This window comes from Aeromonas allosaccharophila, assembly GCF_016026615.1.
In the GTDB taxonomy this organism is placed as follows: Bacteria; Pseudomonadota; Gammaproteobacteria; order Enterobacterales; family Aeromonadaceae; genus Aeromonas; species Aeromonas allosaccharophila.
On sequence record NZ_CP065745.1, the window covers coordinates 3,424,231 to 3,442,480 of the forward strand.

The following is an 18,250-nucleotide window of genomic DNA, read 5'->3' on the forward strand; positions in this document are numbered from 1 at the left end:
AGACAAGCCATGACCCCCGAACGCTTCAAGCGCATCACCGACATGCTGGCCCAGCGTCAGCTCGATTTGACCGTCTGTATGGAAGAGGTCCATAAACCTCACAATCTGGCCGCCATCGTGCGTACCGCCGATGCCATCGGCATCCACCGGGTACACGCCGTCTGGCCCAAAACCTGGATCCACAAGCGCAAGGGCACCGCCCGCGGCAGCCAGAACTGGGTGGATGTAAAACTGCACCCGGATATCGGCAGTGCGGTTGCCGAGCTGAAAGCCTCCGGCATGCAGATCCTGGCGACCCATCTCTCCGACAGTTCGGTCGATTTTCGCGCCATCGACTACACCAAACCGACCGCCATTCTGGTGGGTCAGGAGAAGCACGGCATCGGTGACGAGGCGCTGGCGCTGGCCGATCACCATATCGTCATCCCCATGGTCGGCATGGTGCAGTCCCTCAACGTTTCGGTAGCGGCTGCCGCCATCCTCTACGAAGCGCAGCGCCAGCGCGAGCTGGCCGGTTGCTATCAGCGCGGCTGCCCGCTCACTCTGGAAGAGCAGAACAGTATCCTGTTCGAGGGGGGTTACCCCATCTATGCCCAGCTCTGCAAAGAGAAAGAGATGCCCTATCCCCAGCTCGGCCCGGCCGGTGAAATTCTGGCGGACGAAGAGTGGTGGCAGCGGATGCAGCTGACCCGCAAAGGCTGGGCGCAGCAGAGCGAGCAGGACGATCCGCAGGAGGAGTGATGGAGAACCCTTTTGGCAGCTGGCTGGAATCGCAAATCATCCGGGATCACCTGACCAACCCGAACATAGAGGCCGGCGACTACAGCTACTACTCCGGCTACTACCACGGCAAGCCGTTCGAGGATCACTGCGTACGCTATCTGCTGGGGGATGGCTCGACCCGTGCCAGCTGGGACAGCGGCCAGTGGGGCACGGAAGTAGACCGCCTGATCATCGGCAAGTTCTGCTCCATCGCCTCGGGTGCCACCTTCATGCTGGCGGGCAATCAGGGCCACCGGCTGGACTGGGTCTCTACCTTCCCATTCAACCCAGACACCTTTGGCGAAGGGGCTCGCAGCGGCTTTCTGCGCAAAGGAGACACCCGGATTGGCAACGATGTCTGGATCGGCTCGGAAGCGATGATCATGCCCGGCATCACCATCGGTGATGGTGCCGTCATCGCCACCCGCGCCGTGGTGACCAAAGATGTGGCCCCTTACACCATTGTCGGTGGTAACCCGGCCCAGCCGATCCGTCGCCGTTTCAATGAGGAGCAGATCGTCATGCTGCAAGAGATGCAGTGGTGGGACTGGCCCCTGCCCAGCTTGCAAGCCAGCATGGCGCTGCTCTGCTCGGGGGATATCGCCGCCCTTTATCACCATTGGCAACAGGAGTGTGCCTGATGAACCCCCTCGCTCTTTCCCTGTTGGCCTTGACCCTGTTTTCTGCCGGAGCCCTTGCCGTGACCAATACCTATCCGCTCACCAGCGAAGCCGATGTGCCCACACTCTACCGGCAAACCCTGCCCGACTTCTGGCGCCAGCATGCCGTCGAAGGGGAGTTCAAGGGCAAGGATGGCGTCACCATCCGCTATGCCGCCCTGCGGCAGGAGAAAGTCGATCGCGCCATCCTCATCGTCAATGGCCGGGTCGAGAGCTATCTCAAGTATCAGGAGCTGGCGTGGGATCTCTGGCGCCAGGGCTACAGCCTCTATCTCATCGATCACCGTGGTCAGGGGATGTCCGGCCGGATGCTGGATGATCCGCAGAAGGGATATGTCGACCAGTTCGACGATTATGTGGTCGATCTCAAGCAGTTTCACGACCAGATAATCATGGCAGACCAGCCTGCCAAGCTGTTCCTGCTGGCCCACTCCATGGGCGGTGCCATCTCAGCCCGCTATCTGGAGCGCTGGCCCGAGGATATCAAGGCAGCCGTGCTCTCCTCCCCCATGATGGGCATCAACCTCGGCGGCCTGCCCAAGTGGCTGGCCAAGGGGCTGGCAGCCACCCTGGGGACGGTCGGCGGCTGGATCGGCGAGCCCCCCTACGGCCCCGGTCAGGGCCCCTATCAGGATGACGGCTTTGCCGATAACGGGCTGACCCACAGCCACTCCCGTTATCAGGCCTTCCGCCAGCTCTACGAGCAGTACCCGCAGATCAAGCTGGGTGGCGCCACTGCCCACTGGATTTATCAGGGTATCACCGGTGCCGATGCCGCCATCGCCGGGGCGGGTGCCATCAAGACCCCCCTGTTGGTCCTGCAGGCAGGCGACGACAAGATCGTGGACAATGCCGCCCAGGATCGCTTCTGCACCCTGGCAAAGTGCGAAGGGGGCAAGCCGCTGCGGATCGAGGGTGCCTGGCATGAACTGCTGATGGAGACGGATGACAAGCGCCAGCCCGCCCTGACCGCGATGGCTGAATTTTTCGCCCGCTTCTGAGCTGGCTATTTTTTGTAACCCTAAATAAATGGGGTGACAGTGCGGGCTAAGGTAAACTGCCCCTGTTTTCAATTGATGCCGAGGTAATGATGTTCAAGGTAGTTGTATCCGATCTCGATGGCACCCTGCTCAACAAGCAGCACCAGATCTCTTCCCGCACCCGGGATACCCTGCACCGCCTGGTAGAACAAGGTGTGAAATTTGTGGTCGCCACCGGCCGTCACCACGTGGACGTGCGCAGCTTCCGCGATGCGTTGGGGATGGACATCTACCTCATTACCTCCAACGGTGCCGTCGTTCATGACAAGCAGGACCAGCTGGTGTTCAACCAGCCGCTGCCAGCCGAGATCGCCGCCGAGCTGATCGCGCTGGAGCGCGACCCCTCCATCCACCTCAACGTCTATCAGGGCGATGACTGGGTGGTCGAAGAGGAGCTGCCCTGGTTGCTGAGCTTCCACGACGAGTCCGGCTTCACCTATCGGCTGGTCGATGATCTGACCAAGGAGCCGAAAGAGAAGATCAACAAGGTGTTTTACATCGGCGACCACGAGAAGCTGCTGAAGATCGAGGCGCACCTCAATCAGCGCTACGGCGACCAGCTCAACGTCACCTTCTCCCTGCCGGACTGCCTCGAAGTGATGCACGCCGGGGTCCACAAGGGTAATGCGGTGCGTGCCGTGCTGGAACAGAACGGTTTCGACATGTCCGAGGCGATCGCCTTCGGGGATGGCATGAACGACTTCGAGATGCTGACTATGGTGGGACGCGGCATTGTGATGGGCAACGCCCATGACCGCCTGAAAATGGCGCTGCCGGAGTATGAGCAGACCCTCACCTCCGATGAAGATGGCGTCGCAGTCTATCTGGAAAAACTGTTCGAACTGGAGAGCGTCAGCGCAGCCTGAGTTCAGGCCAGAAGCAGATCAACATGGATACCCGGTGTGGTATCCATGACTGTCACTGTGCCGAAGTAGGCGTGCTCACCGCTTGAAACGGTAATCACAGGCCGTGCAGCAATATTCCCGTGAAATCTGCCGATCGATGGAACGGCCCAGCAAAAGACCCAACCCGCCTCCGGTCGCCCCACCCAGCAAGGCGCCCCCCACTGCGCCTGCGATAGCGCCGACCGGCGTGCCAAGACTGCCCAAAGAGGCTCCCCAACCGGCACCCAGCTTGGCAAAGGTGGCGGCACAAGCGTAGCCACCCGCAGCACCACACCCCATTGCACAGGCCTTGCCGACCCGTTCATCCTCAACCTTGTCCACCGCCTCACTCATGCAACTTGGACATCTCATGATCCACTCCCGCTCAATCAGGACTGCATCATTATCGGTCAGGATCGATGAATGCGTCACCTGCAACCGCCATCAGCTACCAGGCTTGAACTGCTCCTTGTCGAGCCCGTGCTTCTTCATCCGCAGATAGAGCTTCTTGCGGGGAATGCCAAGGTAGCTGGCCGCCTCGGTCACCCGGCCAGAAAAGAGGAACAGGGTGTCCTCAATCACCCGCCGTTCAAACTCGTCGACCAGATCGTCCAGCGGCTCCTTGGCATTCGCGCCGGGGATGGCTCGCTCAGAGCCCGCCAGCTTGATGATCCCGACCGCATAGAGTTCGGCCACGTTTCTCAACTCGCGAATATTGCCGGGCCACTGGTGGCGCTTGAGGGTCTCCAGATAGGCACGATCCACTGCGGGCACCGTCTTGCCTATCCGCTTGCACCCTTCTCGCAAAAAATGGCGAAAAAGGGGAATGATGTCACAGCTTCGCTCAACCAGCCTCGGCAGTTTGAGTCTCACCTGTGAAAGAAAGTAGTAGAGCTGGGGCATCAGTAGTTGTTGCTCAACCAGCGCCTCGGGAGACTCCTCAAACAGGGCGATGGTACGCAGTGACTTCTCTCCCCGCCGCTCCTGCTCCAGCAGATGGTTACCCAGCCAGCGCTGGCACTCTGCCGTCAGCCTTGCCGGAGATTGCAGCACCAGCGTCCCCTGTTCCGCCTTGACCAGGCTGGCCTGGATCTCGCTCAGGGAGCTCGCTGACGAACAATCATGAAGGTGGAATGGATGCGCCTTACGCGCACTGATCTTGTGCAGCAACTGCGCCAGCGTGTAGCGACCGGAACCCGGCGCCCCCTCCAGCATCAGATCCTTGTCGGTCTGTGCCAACTGGTTGATCTGCTGGCGGATAGCGACCAGTTGCGGACTGGTGCCGATCAACTCATCCTCAACCGTCGCCCGGATCTCGCTACGCTGGACCATGATCGCGCTGCGTTGTGCACAGGCCCGCTCCAGCAGATCGAGCAACGACTGGGGATTAAGCGGTTTTTCCAGAAAATCGAAGGCCCCCAGCTTGACTGCCCGCACCGCCAAAGGGATATCGCCGTGCCCGGTGATCATGATGACCGGCAGCTCGCCATCGATCTCCAGCACCCGGTCCAGCAGCTCCATGCCGTTCATGGCTGGCATATAGATATCGGACACGACCACCCCCGGCCACTGCTGTGACAACAATGTCAGCGCCTCATGGGGAGAGGTGGTAGCCCTGGGCTGGTAGCCGGAGAGGCGCAACAGGTGGCAATAGGACTCCAACACGTCCTCATCGTCGTCCACCAGCAACACGTTGGCCTGACGATTATGGGGTAACAGCATCGCTTTTCATCTCCTTCGGGGGCTCACGCCCCCCGGCAAATTCCACTATGACCATGGCCCCCCTCTCCAACGTGGAGCCCAGTAAGATATCCGCCCCGCAGCGCGCCAGCAGGGAGCGACAGATGGTCAGTCCCAGCCCCAATCCCACCTCTTTGGAGGTGGTAAAGGGGGTAAAAAGTTTGGGCAAGATGGCCTCCCCAAATCCGGGTCCACTGTCGGCAATCCCGATGCGCAGCGACCCGCCCTCCTGTGCGAGACACAGCAGACGGATCTGGCGCAGCTCCCGTCCGGCGATGGCATCCATCCCGTTGACCAGCAGATTGACCAATACCTGTTCAACCAGCACGGGATCAGCCTCAATCCACAGTCCATCCGGCAGCTCGTTTTGCAACTGGCAGCCATCGCGCTTCGCACGGGTTTCGAGTAGCAACAGCGCCTGATCGGCCAGCTCTTTCGGATCGAGCCGGATGCGAGTATCGGGGGTGGGCGATTTACGGGCAAAATTGCGCAAAGCGGTAATGATGCGATGCATGCGCTGGCTCAGTTTCTCGATCTTGCCAAGATCGCTGCCCAGAGAGTGGTAGTGACCGGCATCCAGCGCCGCACGGCTGGTATAGAGGTAAGTCATCATGGCTGACAGCGGCTGATTGAGTTCATGGGCCAGACTGGTCATCGCCTGCCCCACCACGGCCATCTTGGCCGCCTGGATCAGCTCATCCTGCGCCTGCAGCAAGTTGTGTTCTGCCTGTTTCCGCTGCACCACCTCTGCGGCAAGCAGCCGGTTGTTCTCTGTCAGCTCCCGGGTACGCTCAGCCACCAGCGACCCCAACTCTCGGGCCGTCAGCTCCTGCCGGGTCACATCCGTGATGGTGATAATGAACCTGTGTCCGCGCCCCTGCTCGAACCGGCGCAGGTTGAAGTGCAGGAAACGGGGCTGACTGTCAGCGCCGGTGGCAATGGTGCACTCACTGTAGCCCAGTGTGAGCAGTTGCTGCCCGGGCTCGAACTGGGCAGCCAGCATGGCTTTGGCATCATCGGGGAATACCTGCCACAGAGGTTGTTCCGGTTTGATCACTGTTTGCTGGAAAAGGGTCAAGGCACTGGGGTTGACCGACTCTATGGTGCCATCGGGATGACAGGTAATTAAGCAGGCCTGGGTGTTATTGATGAGGTTGAGGGCATTGGTTTTCTCCATTTGCTGCAACTGCTGACAGAAGTGGCGCAGGCTCTCCCCCAGTTGACCGATCTCGTCCCGGCCTTGCGTTCTGACCACCGCATCCATCTGACCTTCCGCAACCCGGGCAAGATCCTGCCCCAGGGTATCGAGTCGACCAATCAACCTGCGCCCAATCAGCACCACCAGCACGAAGATGCTGATCAAGATGGATAGTCCAAGCACCACCAGGATCACCAGCTTGCCCGTTGCCACCATCTGGCTACTGTTGCGACCGAGCGCACTCAGAGAGCGGTTCGCCTCGGTCACGCTCAGAGAGACCCGCTGATGGTAGCGAGAGACGGCGCTATCAAGCTGTGGCCGTAGTGCTGTGAGCTGTTGGTGGGTTTGCGCATCGGCTTGCAACAACAGGTAAAGGTGTCCGTTCGGCTTCACCAGCGTCACGATATCCTGCAGGATCTGGCGATAGCTCACGGTCGAAGGATACTCGGCCAGGCGGGAGATCAACTCATCCATCTCGTCGATCTTGTAGCCGATAAACAGAAATGCACTCTCCAGATCCTGCTGATTGCGCTGGGCAATCACCTCGTTGACCAGCGCCAGCAGCTCATTCTCCTTGAAAGTAAGGTCTTGCAAGGCAGAGAACTCCTTGATGACGGAGCCAAACTCCCCCATGTCATTCGGGCTGCCAACCATACCGGTGAGATGCCACTCTACCTCTTGCAACAGCGGCGCCACATCGTCCACCAAATCCTGATGCAGCCAGTTGATTCGCTTCTGTAACTGTTGCAACGACTCAAGATGATCGATCTGGCGCTTGAGGTAAGTACCATGATTTTCCACCAGCAAGTTCAGTTCGGTGAACGCCTGCTGCTGTGAGCGATCATCCTCACTGCCCCGAGGATATGCGTTGCGGATATCAAGCAGGGTGCTGGAGACCGCCGCAGAAAGCTGGCTGTATTTCACCGGATCCCGGGTATCACGCAACTGTGCCAATAGCAGCAACAGACGGGAGCTGGCCCGCTCCAGCTGATAGGCGCTGCCGATGGCCGGCAGGCTCTCTTCAACAATCCGGTTTACCTGCTGCCCCAGTCGACCCCACACCATGTAAGCCGCCATCCCCATGACACAGGTCAGGACAGTAATGGAAACAAACGCGAGAATAAGGCGGCGGCCCAGACTTCTCGGCAAGCGCAGCAAGCGACCCCAACCCATCATGGCTTGACCGCCTGATCGACCAGCAGGCGAGCCTCGCCAAGACGAGCTTCCATAGCCTGGCGCCACTGGTGCATCACCTTCTCGGTTTGCGGATTGCTCTGATCTCGTTCATACAGTCCGTCAAACTGCGCCAGCAGGGCCGGGTCACTAGCCTCCAGCTCACTCAAAGGGGGTGTGCTGGCCTTGGCTCTTGCCTGCTCCAGCAGACTCTCACGGGCAGGATCACCCCGGGTATCCGCGCCGTTGATCTCCTGCCAGGTGAGCTTCAACCGCGGTAACTGCTGGGTAATGGTCTGCTCGAACAACGCCTTGAGCAGACCGGCGCGCCGGTACAGCAGATCTTTGTCGGTGACATATTTTGCCTCGCTGGCAAGGCGGGGCTGATTCAGCGTCACCTTGGCCATACCCGGGGTGGCAATAATGGCCTGCCCCTTGGCTGATAACAGATACTTGATGAAGCGGGCTGCATTGGCCGGATGTTCGCTGCTGCGAGCAACGCCAAGATAGGTAGGCAGGATTACCGCATCGGGCAGGATATTAAAGCCAACGTGATCGAAACGAGCCTGACTGTTGCGGGCATAGCTGTCGATCACCAGACCGGCACCGGCCAGACCGCGAGTCACTCCATCGCTAACCCCGAAACTGCGGGCCGTAATGGCCGACAGGTTGCTGCCGAGCCTCATCAGGAGTGCCCATCCCTGCTCCCAGCCATACTGCTGCAAGACACTCTCCACCATCATATGGGTCGTACCTGACTGGGAAGGGGAGCTCATCATCACATGCCCCATGAACTGTGGCGAAGCCAGCTGCTGCCAGGTAGTCGGTACCGGCAGGTGGTACTTGTCCAGATAGCGGCGGTTATACATGATGCCGCTGCCCGAGTATCCAACCACGGCCACCTTGTTGCCCAGACCCAACATATGGGGAGTCAGCCAATCGGGAGGCACTGTTTCAGCCGATAAACCGGCCAGCAAACCCGCCTGATCCAGCGTGTGAAAAAAAGTCGGGGATGAAGACATGATGATGTCGACCCCGGGAGCATCATCTGCCGTCAGCAGCCGCAAGGCGGGAAGCGTCCGGCGATAGATGACCTCAACGCGGATCGCCGGATATTGCCGGGAGAATCCCTCGATCACCGCCTTGACCGGCGCCTCCGAAAAGGAGGTCAATACCGTCAGGGTCGAGGCATGGAGAGGGGTCAAAGGCAGCAGGATCGCGACCAGCAAAAACGGGAGCTGTCGGCAAAATATGGGCATGGTCTCTCTGTCGGCTCGCTGGCAATTATCGGATTATGTGCGGTACATCCAATATTCAACACAAGGTGTAAAAATCATTTCATCAGGGGTGAGCCAGTTTTGACTCACCTCCCTGTTACAGGAGCCTATTGTTATTCATCGCTCGTTACCGGGACAGTCAAAAGAAGTCATTTTCGCCCCATGAAACCCACACGATTGAGTCAAGATTGACTCATTTCGGCCATTTTGCCGCTCCGTTTTCTCCTTTCATATGATGGCTCCAGCTAACAGAGCTTCCTCTGAAACCTTGCTGCCCAACATACACGGAGAACAATATGTTCAACTTTTTCAAAACGCGAGCAGACCTTCCGGTCATGGATGCCTCGCCCGATAAAATCCGCTCGATTTACCGCAAGTACCAATGGCAGGTGTTCCTCGGTCTGGTACTCGGCTACGCCATGTTCTACGTCGTCCGAATGAGTTTGAACGTGGTCAAGAAACCCATGCTGGACGCCGGCATAGTGACGCTGGAAGAACTGGGGATCATTGGCTCCGCCTTCCTGTTCACCTATGCCGTAGGCAAGTTCTCGAACGGCTTCCTCTCCGACTACGCCAACATTGGCCGCTTCATGTCGGTTTCGCTCGGTCTCTCCTCCATCTGTACCATCCTGATGGGCATGAATACCGCGACCTTCTTCCTGGTGCTGATGTGGGGTCTGAATGGCTGGTTCCAGTCGGTCGGTTCTGCACCATCCTGCGTCTCCATCTTCCAGTGGTTCTCCCCCAAACAGCGGGGCTCCGTCTATTCCATCTGGGGCGGCTCCCGCAACATCGGTGAAGGCATCTCCTGGATCCTGACCGCCAGCATCGTCAGCTTCTTCGGCTGGAAAGCAGGCTTTATCGGTGCCGGTCTTGCCTCTCTGGCTGCCGCGCTGTGCATGTATCTGGTGCTGAAAGATCGCCCGCAGACCTATGCCCTGCCAGAACCTGCCGTTGCCTTTGGCGAACAAGCGGAGATCACCAAGAAGGTCGAGCCAGCCGAGATCCGTCGCGCCCAGCTGTTTGTGCTTAAACAGCCGACCGTATGGCTGATCGCGGCAGCCTGTGCCTGCATGTACATGTCTCGCTACGCCATGAGCTCCTGGGCCGTGCTCTATCTGCAAGAGCAGAAAGGGTACAACCTGATCGATGCGGGCTTTGCCATGTCTGCCTACCCCATCGCCGGTTTCCTCGGCGCCATTCTGGCGGGCATCATCTCTGACAAAATCTTCAACGCCAACCGCCACATCCCGACCCTGCTCTACGGGTTGGCCAACATTGCCGGTATGTGCCTGATGTTCTGGGGCCCGCAGAGCCGCATGATGGATGCCGTCGCACTGGCGCTGATCGGTTATGCCATCGGGGGACTGGTCGTGTTCCTGGCGGGCCTGACAGCCTGTGACCTGATGCCAAAAACTGCCGTGGGCGCCGTGAAGGGCTTTATCGGCCTCTGCTCCTACATCGCAGCCTCCTGTCAGGAGCTGGTCTCCGCCGCCCTGATCAAAACCAGCGTGGTCGATGGTGTCACTCACTATGACTTCAGCAGTGCCCAGTATTTCTGGCTCGGTGCATCCGTGGTCTCCATGCTGCTCGCCTTGACGGTATGGAACGCCAAAAAAGTTGTCGATTATTGATCTTGTAACAGACAAAGGGTGGTCAATTGACCACCCTTTTTTCATTGCCAAATCCGAGAAGGGATGTTTCCGATGCGTAAAACCAAAATCATTGCCACTCTGGGCCCTGCGAGCTCAACGGCCGACATGGTGGAAAAACTGATGGTGGCTGGCGCCAATGTGTTTCGCCTGAACTTCTCCCATGGCTGCCGTGAGCAACATATTGCCACCGCCAGCCTGATCCGCACGACCGCCGCCCGGCTGGGGCTCCATGTCGGGATACTGGCCGACCTGCAAGGCCCAAAAATCCGTATTGCCTGCTTTGCCACAGGGAGCATCACCCTGACCCCTGGCGCCTCTTTTATCCTTGATGCGTCTTCAGGTGACCAACCGGGCGATCAGGATCGCGTCGGCCTCGACTACCCGGAGCTGATCAACGACGTACGCAGCGGCAACATCCTGCTGCTGGATGATGGCCGGATCCAGCTTGAGGTCCTGCATATCGAAGGAAACAGTATCTTCACCCGGGTGCAGATCGGTGGCCCCCTCTCCGACCGCAAGGGGATCAATGTACTGGGTGGAGGGCTCAGCGCCCCGGCACTCACCGACAAAGACAGAGCCGATATATTGACCGCCAGCCAGATCGAGGCCGACTTTATCGCCGTCTCCTTCCCTCGTTGTGCAGCCGATCTTGTTGAGGCCAGAACGCTGATCCGGGCCGCAGGCAGTCATGCCGCCATCGTCGCCAAGGTAGAACGAGCGGAAGTGGTGGCCTCGGTCGAGGCGATGGACGAGGTTATTCGCGCCGCAGACATCGTCATGGTGGCACGTGGAGATCTGGGGGTAGAGATTGGCGATGCCAGACTGCCCGGCGTACAAAAGAAGCTGATCAAACGTTGCCATCAGCTTGGCCGACCGGTCATCACGGCCACCCAGATGATGGAGTCCATGATCAGCAGCCCCATGCCAACCCGAGCCGAGGTGCTGGATATCGCAAATGCGGTGATAGACGGCACGGATGCCGTCATGTTGTCGGCCGAATCAGCGGCAGGTCTCTATCCGGTCGAGGCAGTGGAAGCCATGGCTCGCATCGCACACGGAGCAGAACGTGAAATAGACCCGATTCAACCGCGCTGGCAGAAAGCGTCCCATCACAGCGATCAATCCAGCCACTGCATGGCACTGGCAGCAATGACGGCTGCGTTCAGTCACGATCAATCCTGTGGTATCGCTGTGCTGACCTCACAGGGAGATGCAGTCACCGCTATCTCTCGCAGCAACCTGAACAATCCAATCTGGGCACTGTCCAACAAACCCATGTTACTCAACCAGATGACGATTCTGCGCGGTGTCACCCCCCTCTTTTATGAAGAGGAGGTGGAAGATGAGAGAGACTCACGGCAGCTGATAGCAACGCTGGAGCAAGCCAATCAACTACAGGGCATTCAATCTCTGCTGATCAACCGGCTCGATTCGCTGGAAGGGGCGGGTAGTGAAGATGTCTGCCGCCTGATCCCGCTCGGCAGCAAGCACCGCGACGCTCCGCCCAGCCGGAGCCCATCTTTCCTCTAACGCCGAATAGAGAAAACAAAGCCTCACCATGTGAGGCTTTGTTTTTTCAGGGTCTCCAGCCAGGGATTGGGCCGTTGCCAGCTGAAACTCTGGTTTGCGCCACCGTAACATTCGGCCAGCCGCAGCGGCGTACCGGGAGTATGGCGTCGCCCGGCCACATCGAGGCAGCGGGAGACCTTGCTGTTGAACAGCCGGTCCTTCTGCCACTCCCACTGCGGCTGACCGTCACAGGGGGCCAGCATCAGCTCGCTGTCGTTTTTGGCTTGCAGACAGCGATCCTGCAGGCGCAACTCCCCAAGATCCCACTCGAATAGCTGATCGTCTTTGCCGCTGCAGGAGAGGGCCAGCACCTTCTGTTGCGACACCGCGACGCAAAAGTCGCCGCTGGTCAGCAAGGGAGAGAGCGCCCGCTCCTGCGGTTGCGAAGTAATGGAGCCCATCATCACATCGGTTGATGGCGGCTTGATGGTACATCCCCCCAGCAGCAAGGCAGCCAGTATGGCAGGGGTGCAAGCAACGGAAATTTTATTATTCATGGAAAAACGCCTGAAGTGGGCCGATGACATCCGGTTGTCAGTGACTCGAGGCAGCAGCATAACCGAAAGCCGGGGCGCGCTGCCCGGATAGAGTGTAAACAGACGTAACAGAGATAGAGGAGAGCTGGCGCAGAAAAGGCCGGAAAGCAAAAAACCCCGCCTAAGCGGGGTTTTTCTAAATGTGGTCGGTGATAAAGGATTCGAACCTTTGACCCTCTGGTCCCAAACCAGATGCGCTACCGGACTGCGCTAATCACCGAGGCTATTTCTTTCAAAATAGTTTACTTCAAAAAACAAAGACGACCTGATGGTCATCCTCATCATACAGCAAGTATGGTGCGAAGAGAGGGACTCGAACCCTCACACCCGGGGGGCACTAACACCTGAAGCTAGCGCGTCTACCAATTCCGCCACCTTCGCATACCTGACAAGCTGTAAAATGGGGTGGCTGATGGGGCTCGAACCCACGACAACCGGAATCACAATCCGGGACTCTACCAACTGAGCTACAGCCACCACAGCTGTTTTCGTTCCACAACACGCCCGTTTAACCGGCGCACGTTTGATGGTGCGCCCGACAGGATTCGAACCTGTGACCTCTGCCTCCGGAGGGCAGCGCTCTATCCAGCTGAGCTACGGGCGCTACGCTGTCGAACGGGGCGCATTATTGATGATGAACGGGGGTTTGTCTACACTTTTCTGCCACCAATGCACTGACCGTTGATTTTTCAAGCATATCGTGCATTTTTCTTCCACTTATCCCCTGCTTGCCCCCGAAAAGGGGTAATTCCCATGTCAAATTGTCTTGCAACCTTGACTTGATTTGACACCCACCTAGAATGAATGAACGTTCATTCAATTGAAAGACACACTGATGATTCCGGATAAGAAAGAGAGCATCTTCAACGCAGCCCATGAGGTGCTGGGTGAGCGGGGTTTTCATGGTCTGTCGATTGCGGAAGTCGCCAAGAAGGCCAACGTGGCTACCGGCACCATCTATCGCTACTTCGGCGACAAGGATGATCTGATCCGGCAGCTGCATCAACACACTATCTTGCAGTGTGTCCCCATGGTCATGGCCGGTGTAGATGTCGATAAAGTTTCATTTCAACAATTTCGCCAACTATGGCTCAATATTCATACCATTTTTGTTAACGAACCAAACGCCATCAAGTGCAAATTGCAGTACGAGAGCTCGCCATTGGGGGCAGACCTGGAAACCAATCCGGTCATCCTGGCGGCATGGGAACCTCTGGACCGCTTTTTTGCACAAGGCGTGGCACAAGGACTGTTTATTGACTTACCGATACGGGCACTCCAGGTGTTGAGTCTGGACAGTGTCATGCATCTTGCCCTGCAGTGCAGGGTACACAACATCACGTTGACCGAATTGCAGTTGGAAACCGCGATCCGCGCCAGCTGGAATGCCATTTTACTCCCCCACATTTCCACCTCAGGAGCCTGTTCATGAAAAAATGGATGGCCATTATGTTGCTGATAGCGATCGCCCTGTTTGGCAGCGTCATCGGCTTCAATTTGTTCAAACAGAAGATGATTGCCCAATACATGGCCAACCGGCCGGAACCCGAGTTCCCTGTCACCGCCATGGTGACCAAGGCGCAGGATTGGGTACCGACCATCGAAGCGATCGGCTTCATCGAGCCGAATCAGGGGGTGACCCTCTCCACCGAGCTGGCGGGTACCATCGATGCCATCACCTTCGAATCGGGCAAACCGGTCAAGGCCGAACAGCTGCTGCTGAGTCTGGACTCCACCGTGGAGCGGGCCAACCTGCGCGCCTCCCAGGCCAAGCTGCCGGCGGCAAAGGCCAAGTTCGAGCGTTTCCAGAACCTCTACAAGACCAGCTCCATCTCCAAAGAGCAGCTGGATGAGGCGGAAGCGGCCTATCGCTCGCTGGAAGCGGATATCGAGAGCCTGAAGGCGACCATTACCCGCCGTGAAGTGCGCGCGCCGTTTAGCGGTGTCGTTGGCCTGCGTAACGTCTTCCTCGGCCAGTATCTGCAGCCGGGCACCGATATCGTGCGGCTGGAAGATACCAGCGTGATGCGCCTGCGCTTCACCGTGCCCCAGACCGATATCTCCAAAATCACTCTGGGCCAGACCATCAAGATCAATGTGGATGCCTATCCGCAAACCCAGTTTGACGGTCACATCACCGCCATCGAGCCAGCGGTCAACTACCAGAGCGGCCTGATCCAGGTGCAGGCTGACATCCCGAACAACGACGGTCAGCTGCGTTCCGGTATGTTCGCCCGCGCCAGCATCATTCTGCCGACGGTGAAAGATCAGATTGTGATCCCGCAAACCGCCATCTCCTTCACCCTTTACGGTCAGAACGTCTACGTGCTCAAAGAGGGCGAAGAGACTGACAAGGAAGGCAACAAGGTGAAAGTGCTGCGGGCCAAGCAGGTGGTGGTCAAGGCGGGTGAGCGCCGTGGCAACGATGTGCACGTGCTCTCCGGCATCCAGGCCGGTGACCAGATCGTACTGTCGGGTCAGGTTCGCCTGAGCAACGACACCAAGGTGCATGTGGTCGAGAACGATGCCCTGGCCGTCCCGGCACAAACCCCGATGCTGTAAGCGCGGAGATCTGCGATGCGATTTACTGACATATTTATAAAACGGCCTGTGCTGGCGATCTCGCTCAGCTTCCTGATCGCCTTGCTGGGCTTTCAGGCCATCTTCAAGATGCAGGTACGGGAATACCCCGAGGTGACCAACACGGTGATCACCGTCAGCACTGGCTACTATGGCGCCAGTTCTGACCTGATCCAGGGGTTCATCACCCAGCCGCTGGAACAGGCGGTCGCGCAAGCCGACAACATCGACTTCATGACCTCCTCCAGCCAGCTGGGCAGCTCCACCATCACCGCGTACATGAAGCTCAACACCGACCCCAACGCCGCACTGTCCGACATCCTGGCGAAGGTGAACTCGGTGCGCTCCCAGTTGCCGAAAGAGGCGGAAGACCCGTCGGTCACCTCCTCGACCGGTTCAACCACAGCGGTGCTCTACCTCGGTTTCACCAGCCCGGAGCTCAACTCCAGCCAGATCACCGACTATCTGGAGCGGGTTATCAAGCCGCAGCTCTTTACTGTGGGCGGGGTCTCCAAGGTTGACCTCTACGGCGGTGTCGAGTTTGCCCTGCGGGTATGGCTGGATCCGGCCAAGATGGCGGCCTTCAACCTGACGGCCAGCGACGTGATGACGGTGCTCAACAGCAACAACTATCAGTCCGCGACAGGTCAGGCGACCGGCTACTTCACCCTGTTCAACGGCAACGCCGAGACCCAGGTCAAGGATGTCGACGAGCTGAAGCGTCTGGTGGTTGCCACCCGTGACGGCAAGGTGATCCGCCTCTCCGATATTGCCAAGGTGAGCCTGGAGAAGAGCCACGACATCTATCGTGCCAGCGCCAACGGCCGCGAAGCAGTGGTCATGGCGGTCAACGCCGCGCCGACAGCCAACCCCATTAACATCGCCCGCGATGTGCTGGATCTGCTGCCGAGCCTTGAGCGCAACATGCCGAGCACCATGCATCTCAACGTGATGTATGACTCCACCGTGGCGATCAACGAGTCCATTCACGAGGTTATCAAGACCATCCTGGAGGCGGCTGCCATCGTACTGGTGGTCATCACCCTGTTCCTTGGCTCGTTCCGCGCGGTCATCATCCCGATCATTACCATTCCGCTCAGTCTTATCGGCGTAGTGATGATGATGGATATGTTCGGCTTCTCGATAAACCTGATGACCCTGCTGGCGATGGTACTGGCGATCGGTCTGGTGGTGGATGACGCCATCGTGGTGCTGGAGAACGTCGACCGCCATATCAAGGAGGGGGAAGAGCCGTTCCGGGCAGCCATTATCGGTACTCGTGAAATCGCGGTGCCGGTCATCGCCATGACGGTCACCCTGGCCGCGGTATACGCGCCTATCGCCCTGATGGGCGGCATCACCGGCTCCCTGTTCAAGGAGTTTGCCCTGACGCTGGCAGGCGCCGTGTTCGTCTCGGGCATCATCGCGCTGACCCTGTCGCCGATGATGTGTTCCAAGATGCTCAAGGCCAATGAAACGCCGGGCAAATTCGAGAGCACTGTCCACCACCTGCTGGAACGGATGACCGATCGCTACGACAGCATGCTGCATGCGGTGATGAAGAAGCGCATCGTCATCGTGGCGTTCGCCGTCATCGTGTTCGGCAGCCTGCCGTTGCTGTTCAAGTTCATCCCGAGTGAACTGGCCCCGTCAGAGGACAAGGGGGTCATGGCCGTGCTGGGTACCGCACCGTCCAACGCCAACCTGGACTACATCGAAAACACCATGGCGGATGTGAACAAGATCCTGGATGAGCAGCCAGAAATCGCCTTCTCCCAGGTCTTCTCGGGGGTATTCAACGCCAACCAGGCGTTCGGTATCGCCTCCATGGTGCCCTGGAGTCAGCGTGAAGCGAGCCAGAAAGAGGTGCTGGATCGGGTCGCCAATCTGGTGAAAGACATCCCGGGTATGGCCATCACCACCTTCCAGTTCCCGGAACTGCCGGGAGCCTCCAGTGGTCTGCCGATCCAGTTCGTCATCACCACCCCGAACAGCTTTGAAAGCCTGTTCCTGGTGGCCGGTGAAATTCTGGCTGCCGCTCAGGGTAACGGTCAGTTCGTCTATTCGGATCTCGATCTGAACTACGACTCCGCCACCATGAAGATCCGCATCGACAAGGACAAGGCGGGTGCCTACGGCATCACCATGCAGGACATCGGTATCACCATGGGCACCATGATGGCAGACGGTTACGTCAACCGTATCGACCTGGATGGCCGCTCCTACGAGGTGATCCCGCAGGTCGAGCGCAAGTACCGTCTCAATCCGGAGTCCATCAAGGGCTATTACGTGCGGGCCGCAGACGGCAAGTCGATCCCGCTCGGCAGCCTGATCACCATTGAAGTGGTTGGCGAGCCCCGCGCCCTGCCCCACTTCAACCAGCTGAACTCCGCCACCATCGGCGCCGTTCCGGCTCCGGGCGTGGCCATGGGTGATGCGATCAACTGGTTCCAGACCGTCGCCGACGAGAAGCTGCCACAAGGCTATCGTTACGACTTCATGGGGGAAGCCCGTCAGTTCGTCACCGAAGGCAATGCACTCTATGCCACCTTCGCGCTGGCACTGGCCATCATCTTCCTGGTGCTGGCCATCCAGTTCGAGTCGGTGCGTGACCCGCTGGTCATCATGGTCTCGGTACCGCTCGCCATCAGCGGGGCGTTGATTGCCCTGGCATGGGGACTGGCGACCATGAACATCTACTCACAGGTGGGCCTGATCACGCTCGTTGGCTTGATTACCAAGCACGGCATCCTGATCTGTGAAGTGGCAAAGGAAGAGCAGCTGCTGCGCGGCATGAACCGGATGGAAGCCGTGATGCAAGCCGCCAAGGTGCGTCTGCGTCCGATCCTGATGACCACCGCCGCCATGATTGCCGGTCTGATCCCGCTGCTCTACGCCACTGGCGCCGGTGCAGCCCAACGTTTCAGCATCGGTATCGTCATCGTGGCCGGTCTCGCCATCGGTACCCTGTTCACCCTGTTCGTGCTGCCGGTGATCTACACCTATCTGGCGTCCGAACACAAACCGTTGCCGGTATTTGATGAAACCATTCCGCCCAAGGCAAACAGCGGACACTGATCATCACGACACACCAAGGCCCCGACACGGGGCCTTTTTTATGCTTCGCAGGAAAGACGACATAAGTGCATGAAGCAG

14 protein-coding genes and 4 tRNA genes are annotated in these 18,250 nt (G+C 58.6%); 9 read left to right on the forward strand and 9 right to left on the reverse strand.

Annotated features, from left to right (window positions below; all coding sequences use genetic code 11):
• Positions 1 to 9: 9 nt before the first annotated feature.
• The 4 genes from trmH to I6G90_RS15650 all read left to right on the forward strand — a co-directional run bounded on the left by trmH (position 10) and on the right by I6G90_RS15650 (position 3,348).
• Positions 10 to 741: a tRNA (guanosine(18)-2'-O)-methyltransferase TrmH gene (gene trmH, locus I6G90_RS15635; RefSeq protein ID WP_197928241.1), complete on the forward strand. Its 732-nt coding sequence runs from the start codon at positions 10 to 12 to the stop codon at positions 739 to 741.
• Positions 741 to 1,403, forward strand: a complete 663-nt coding sequence (locus I6G90_RS15640) for a CatB-related O-acetyltransferase (RefSeq protein ID WP_197928242.1) — start codon at positions 741 to 743, stop codon at positions 1,401 to 1,403. Before trmH ends, I6G90_RS15640 begins: the two co-directional genes overlap by 1 nt.
• Positions 1,403 to 2,443, forward strand: a complete 1,041-nt coding sequence (locus I6G90_RS15645; protein ID WP_197928244.1) for an alpha/beta fold hydrolase — start codon at positions 1,403 to 1,405, stop codon at positions 2,441 to 2,443. Before I6G90_RS15640 ends, I6G90_RS15645 begins: the two co-directional genes overlap by 1 nt.
• Before the next feature lie 89 nt (positions 2,444 to 2,532).
• The gene (locus tag I6G90_RS15650) at positions 2,533 to 3,348 is read left to right on the forward strand and encodes a Cof-type HAD-IIB family hydrolase (protein WP_042063577.1); all 816 of its coding nucleotides are present in this window, start codon (positions 2,533 to 2,535) and stop codon (positions 3,346 to 3,348) included.
• Positions 3,349 to 3,423: 75 nt separating this feature from the next.
• Here I6G90_RS15650 and I6G90_RS15655 read toward each other — a convergent pair whose 3' ends face one another.
• The 4 genes from I6G90_RS15655 to I6G90_RS15670 form a co-directional block, all read right to left on the reverse strand.
• Positions 3,424 to 3,738, reverse strand: coding sequence for a hypothetical protein (locus I6G90_RS15655; RefSeq protein WP_075112347.1), 315 nt, complete (start codon positions 3,736 to 3,738; stop codon positions 3,424 to 3,426).
• Between the two features lie 72 nt (positions 3,739 to 3,810).
• Positions 3,811 to 5,088 (reverse strand): sigma-54-dependent transcriptional regulator, encoded by a 1,278-nt coding sequence (locus I6G90_RS15660; protein ID WP_197928245.1) that lies wholly within the window; start codon positions 5,086 to 5,088, stop codon positions 3,811 to 3,813.
• Positions 5,072 to 7,480 carry an ATP-binding protein gene (locus tag I6G90_RS15665; RefSeq protein ID WP_197928247.1) on the reverse strand — a complete coding sequence of 803 codons (2,409 nt, stop codon included), beginning with the start codon at positions 7,478 to 7,480 and terminating at the stop codon, positions 5,072 to 5,074. The genes I6G90_RS15660 and I6G90_RS15665 overlap by 17 nt, the downstream gene beginning before the upstream one ends.
• Entirely contained in the window at positions 7,477 to 8,736 is a 1,260-nt protein-coding gene (locus I6G90_RS15670) for an ABC transporter substrate-binding protein (RefSeq protein WP_197928249.1), read from the reverse strand. Before I6G90_RS15670 ends, I6G90_RS15665 begins: the two co-directional genes overlap by 4 nt.
• A gap of 314 nt (positions 8,737 to 9,050) precedes the next feature.
• Between I6G90_RS15670 and I6G90_RS15675 the strand changes: the two genes are divergently transcribed.
• Together I6G90_RS15675 and pyk are read left to right on the forward strand one after the other, a co-directional pair.
• Positions 9,051 to 10,388: an MFS transporter gene (locus I6G90_RS15675; protein ID WP_075112322.1), complete on the forward strand. Its 1,338-nt coding sequence runs from the start codon at positions 9,051 to 9,053 to the stop codon at positions 10,386 to 10,388.
• A 72-nt stretch (positions 10,389 to 10,460) separates the two neighbouring features.
• Positions 10,461 to 11,939, forward strand: coding sequence for a pyruvate kinase (pyk, locus tag I6G90_RS15680; RefSeq protein WP_197928251.1), 1,479 nt, complete (start codon positions 10,461 to 10,463; stop codon positions 11,937 to 11,939).
• A gap of 23 nt (positions 11,940 to 11,962) precedes the next feature.
• Here the strand turns inward: pyk and I6G90_RS15685 are convergent, their stop codons facing one another.
• The 5 genes from I6G90_RS15685 to I6G90_RS15705 form a co-directional block, all read right to left on the reverse strand.
• The gene (locus I6G90_RS15685) at positions 11,963 to 12,475 is read right to left on the reverse strand and encodes a ricin-type beta-trefoil lectin domain protein (RefSeq protein ID WP_111808859.1); all 513 of its coding nucleotides are present in this window, start codon (positions 12,473 to 12,475) and stop codon (positions 11,963 to 11,965) included.
• 182 nt (positions 12,476 to 12,657) lie between these two features.
• A tRNA-Pro gene (locus I6G90_RS15690) sits at positions 12,658 to 12,734 on the reverse strand.
• Positions 12,735 to 12,809: 75 nt separating this feature from the next.
• Positions 12,810 to 12,895: transfer RNA gene (locus tag I6G90_RS15695), tRNA-Leu, on the reverse strand.
• 20 nt (positions 12,896 to 12,915) lie between these two features.
• Positions 12,916 to 12,991 (reverse strand) — tRNA-His (locus I6G90_RS15700).
• A 50-nt stretch (positions 12,992 to 13,041) separates the two neighbouring features.
• A tRNA-Arg gene (locus I6G90_RS15705) sits at positions 13,042 to 13,118 on the reverse strand.
• Positions 13,119 to 13,349: 231 nt separating this feature from the next.
• Here I6G90_RS15705 and I6G90_RS15710 point away from each other — a divergent pair.
• From I6G90_RS15710 to I6G90_RS15720, 3 genes are read left to right on the forward strand one after another with little or no spacing between them, the layout of a single operon-like run.
• The gene (locus I6G90_RS15710) at positions 13,350 to 13,946 is read left to right on the forward strand and encodes a TetR/AcrR family transcriptional regulator (protein WP_058052668.1); all 597 of its coding nucleotides are present in this window, start codon (positions 13,350 to 13,352) and stop codon (positions 13,944 to 13,946) included.
• Positions 13,943 to 15,076 carry an efflux RND transporter periplasmic adaptor subunit gene (locus tag I6G90_RS15715; protein ID WP_042063327.1) on the forward strand — a complete coding sequence of 378 codons (1,134 nt, stop codon included), beginning with the start codon at positions 13,943 to 13,945 and terminating at the stop codon, positions 15,074 to 15,076. The genes I6G90_RS15710 and I6G90_RS15715 overlap by 4 nt, the downstream gene beginning before the upstream one ends.
• 15 nt (positions 15,077 to 15,091) lie before the next feature.
• Positions 15,092 to 18,172 carry a multidrug efflux RND transporter permease subunit gene (locus tag I6G90_RS15720; RefSeq protein ID WP_042656855.1) on the forward strand — a complete coding sequence of 1,027 codons (3,081 nt, stop codon included), beginning with the start codon at positions 15,092 to 15,094 and terminating at the stop codon, positions 18,170 to 18,172.
• The last annotated feature ends 78 nt before the right edge of the window (positions 18,173 to 18,250 follow it).

Excerpts from the sequence above, each read along its gene's own strand:
- I6G90_RS15660 (WP_197928245.1), bottom strand. The coding sequence starts at position 5,088 with ATGCTGTTACCCCATAATCGTCAGGCCAACGTGTTGCTGGTGGACGAC.
- pyk (WP_197928251.1), top strand. The coding sequence starts at position 10,461 with ATGCGTAAAACCAAAATCATTGCCACTCTGGGCCCTGCGAGCTCAACG.
- I6G90_RS15685 (WP_111808859.1), bottom strand. The coding sequence starts at position 12,475 with ATGAATAATAAAATTTCCGTTGCTTGCACCCCTGCCATACTGGCTGCC.
- I6G90_RS15665 (WP_197928247.1), bottom strand. The coding sequence starts at position 7,480 with ATGATGGGTTGGGGTCGCTTGCTGCGCTTGCCGAGAAGTCTGGGCCGC.
- I6G90_RS15670 (WP_197928249.1), bottom strand. The coding sequence starts at position 8,736 with ATGCCCATATTTTGCCGACAGCTCCCGTTTTTGCTGGTCGCGATCCTG.
- trmH (WP_197928241.1), top strand. The coding sequence starts at position 10 with ATGACCCCCGAACGCTTCAAGCGCATCACCGACATGCTGGCCCAGCGT.
- I6G90_RS15640 (WP_197928242.1), top strand. The coding sequence starts at position 741 with ATGGAGAACCCTTTTGGCAGCTGGCTGGAATCGCAAATCATCCGGGAT.
- I6G90_RS15675 (WP_075112322.1), top strand. The coding sequence starts at position 9,051 with ATGTTCAACTTTTTCAAAACGCGAGCAGACCTTCCGGTCATGGATGCC.
- I6G90_RS15645 (WP_197928244.1), top strand. The coding sequence starts at position 1,403 with ATGAACCCCCTCGCTCTTTCCCTGTTGGCCTTGACCCTGTTTTCTGCC.
- I6G90_RS15655 (WP_075112347.1), bottom strand. The coding sequence starts at position 3,738 with ATGAGATGTCCAAGTTGCATGAGTGAGGCGGTGGACAAGGTTGAGGAT.
- I6G90_RS15715 (WP_042063327.1), top strand. The coding sequence starts at position 13,943 with ATGAAAAAATGGATGGCCATTATGTTGCTGATAGCGATCGCCCTGTTT.
- I6G90_RS15710 (WP_058052668.1), top strand. The coding sequence starts at position 13,350 with ATGATTCCGGATAAGAAAGAGAGCATCTTCAACGCAGCCCATGAGGTG.
- I6G90_RS15650 (WP_042063577.1), top strand. The coding sequence starts at position 2,533 with ATGTTCAAGGTAGTTGTATCCGATCTCGATGGCACCCTGCTCAACAAG.
- I6G90_RS15720 (WP_042656855.1), top strand. The coding sequence starts at position 15,092 with ATGCGATTTACTGACATATTTATAAAACGGCCTGTGCTGGCGATCTCG.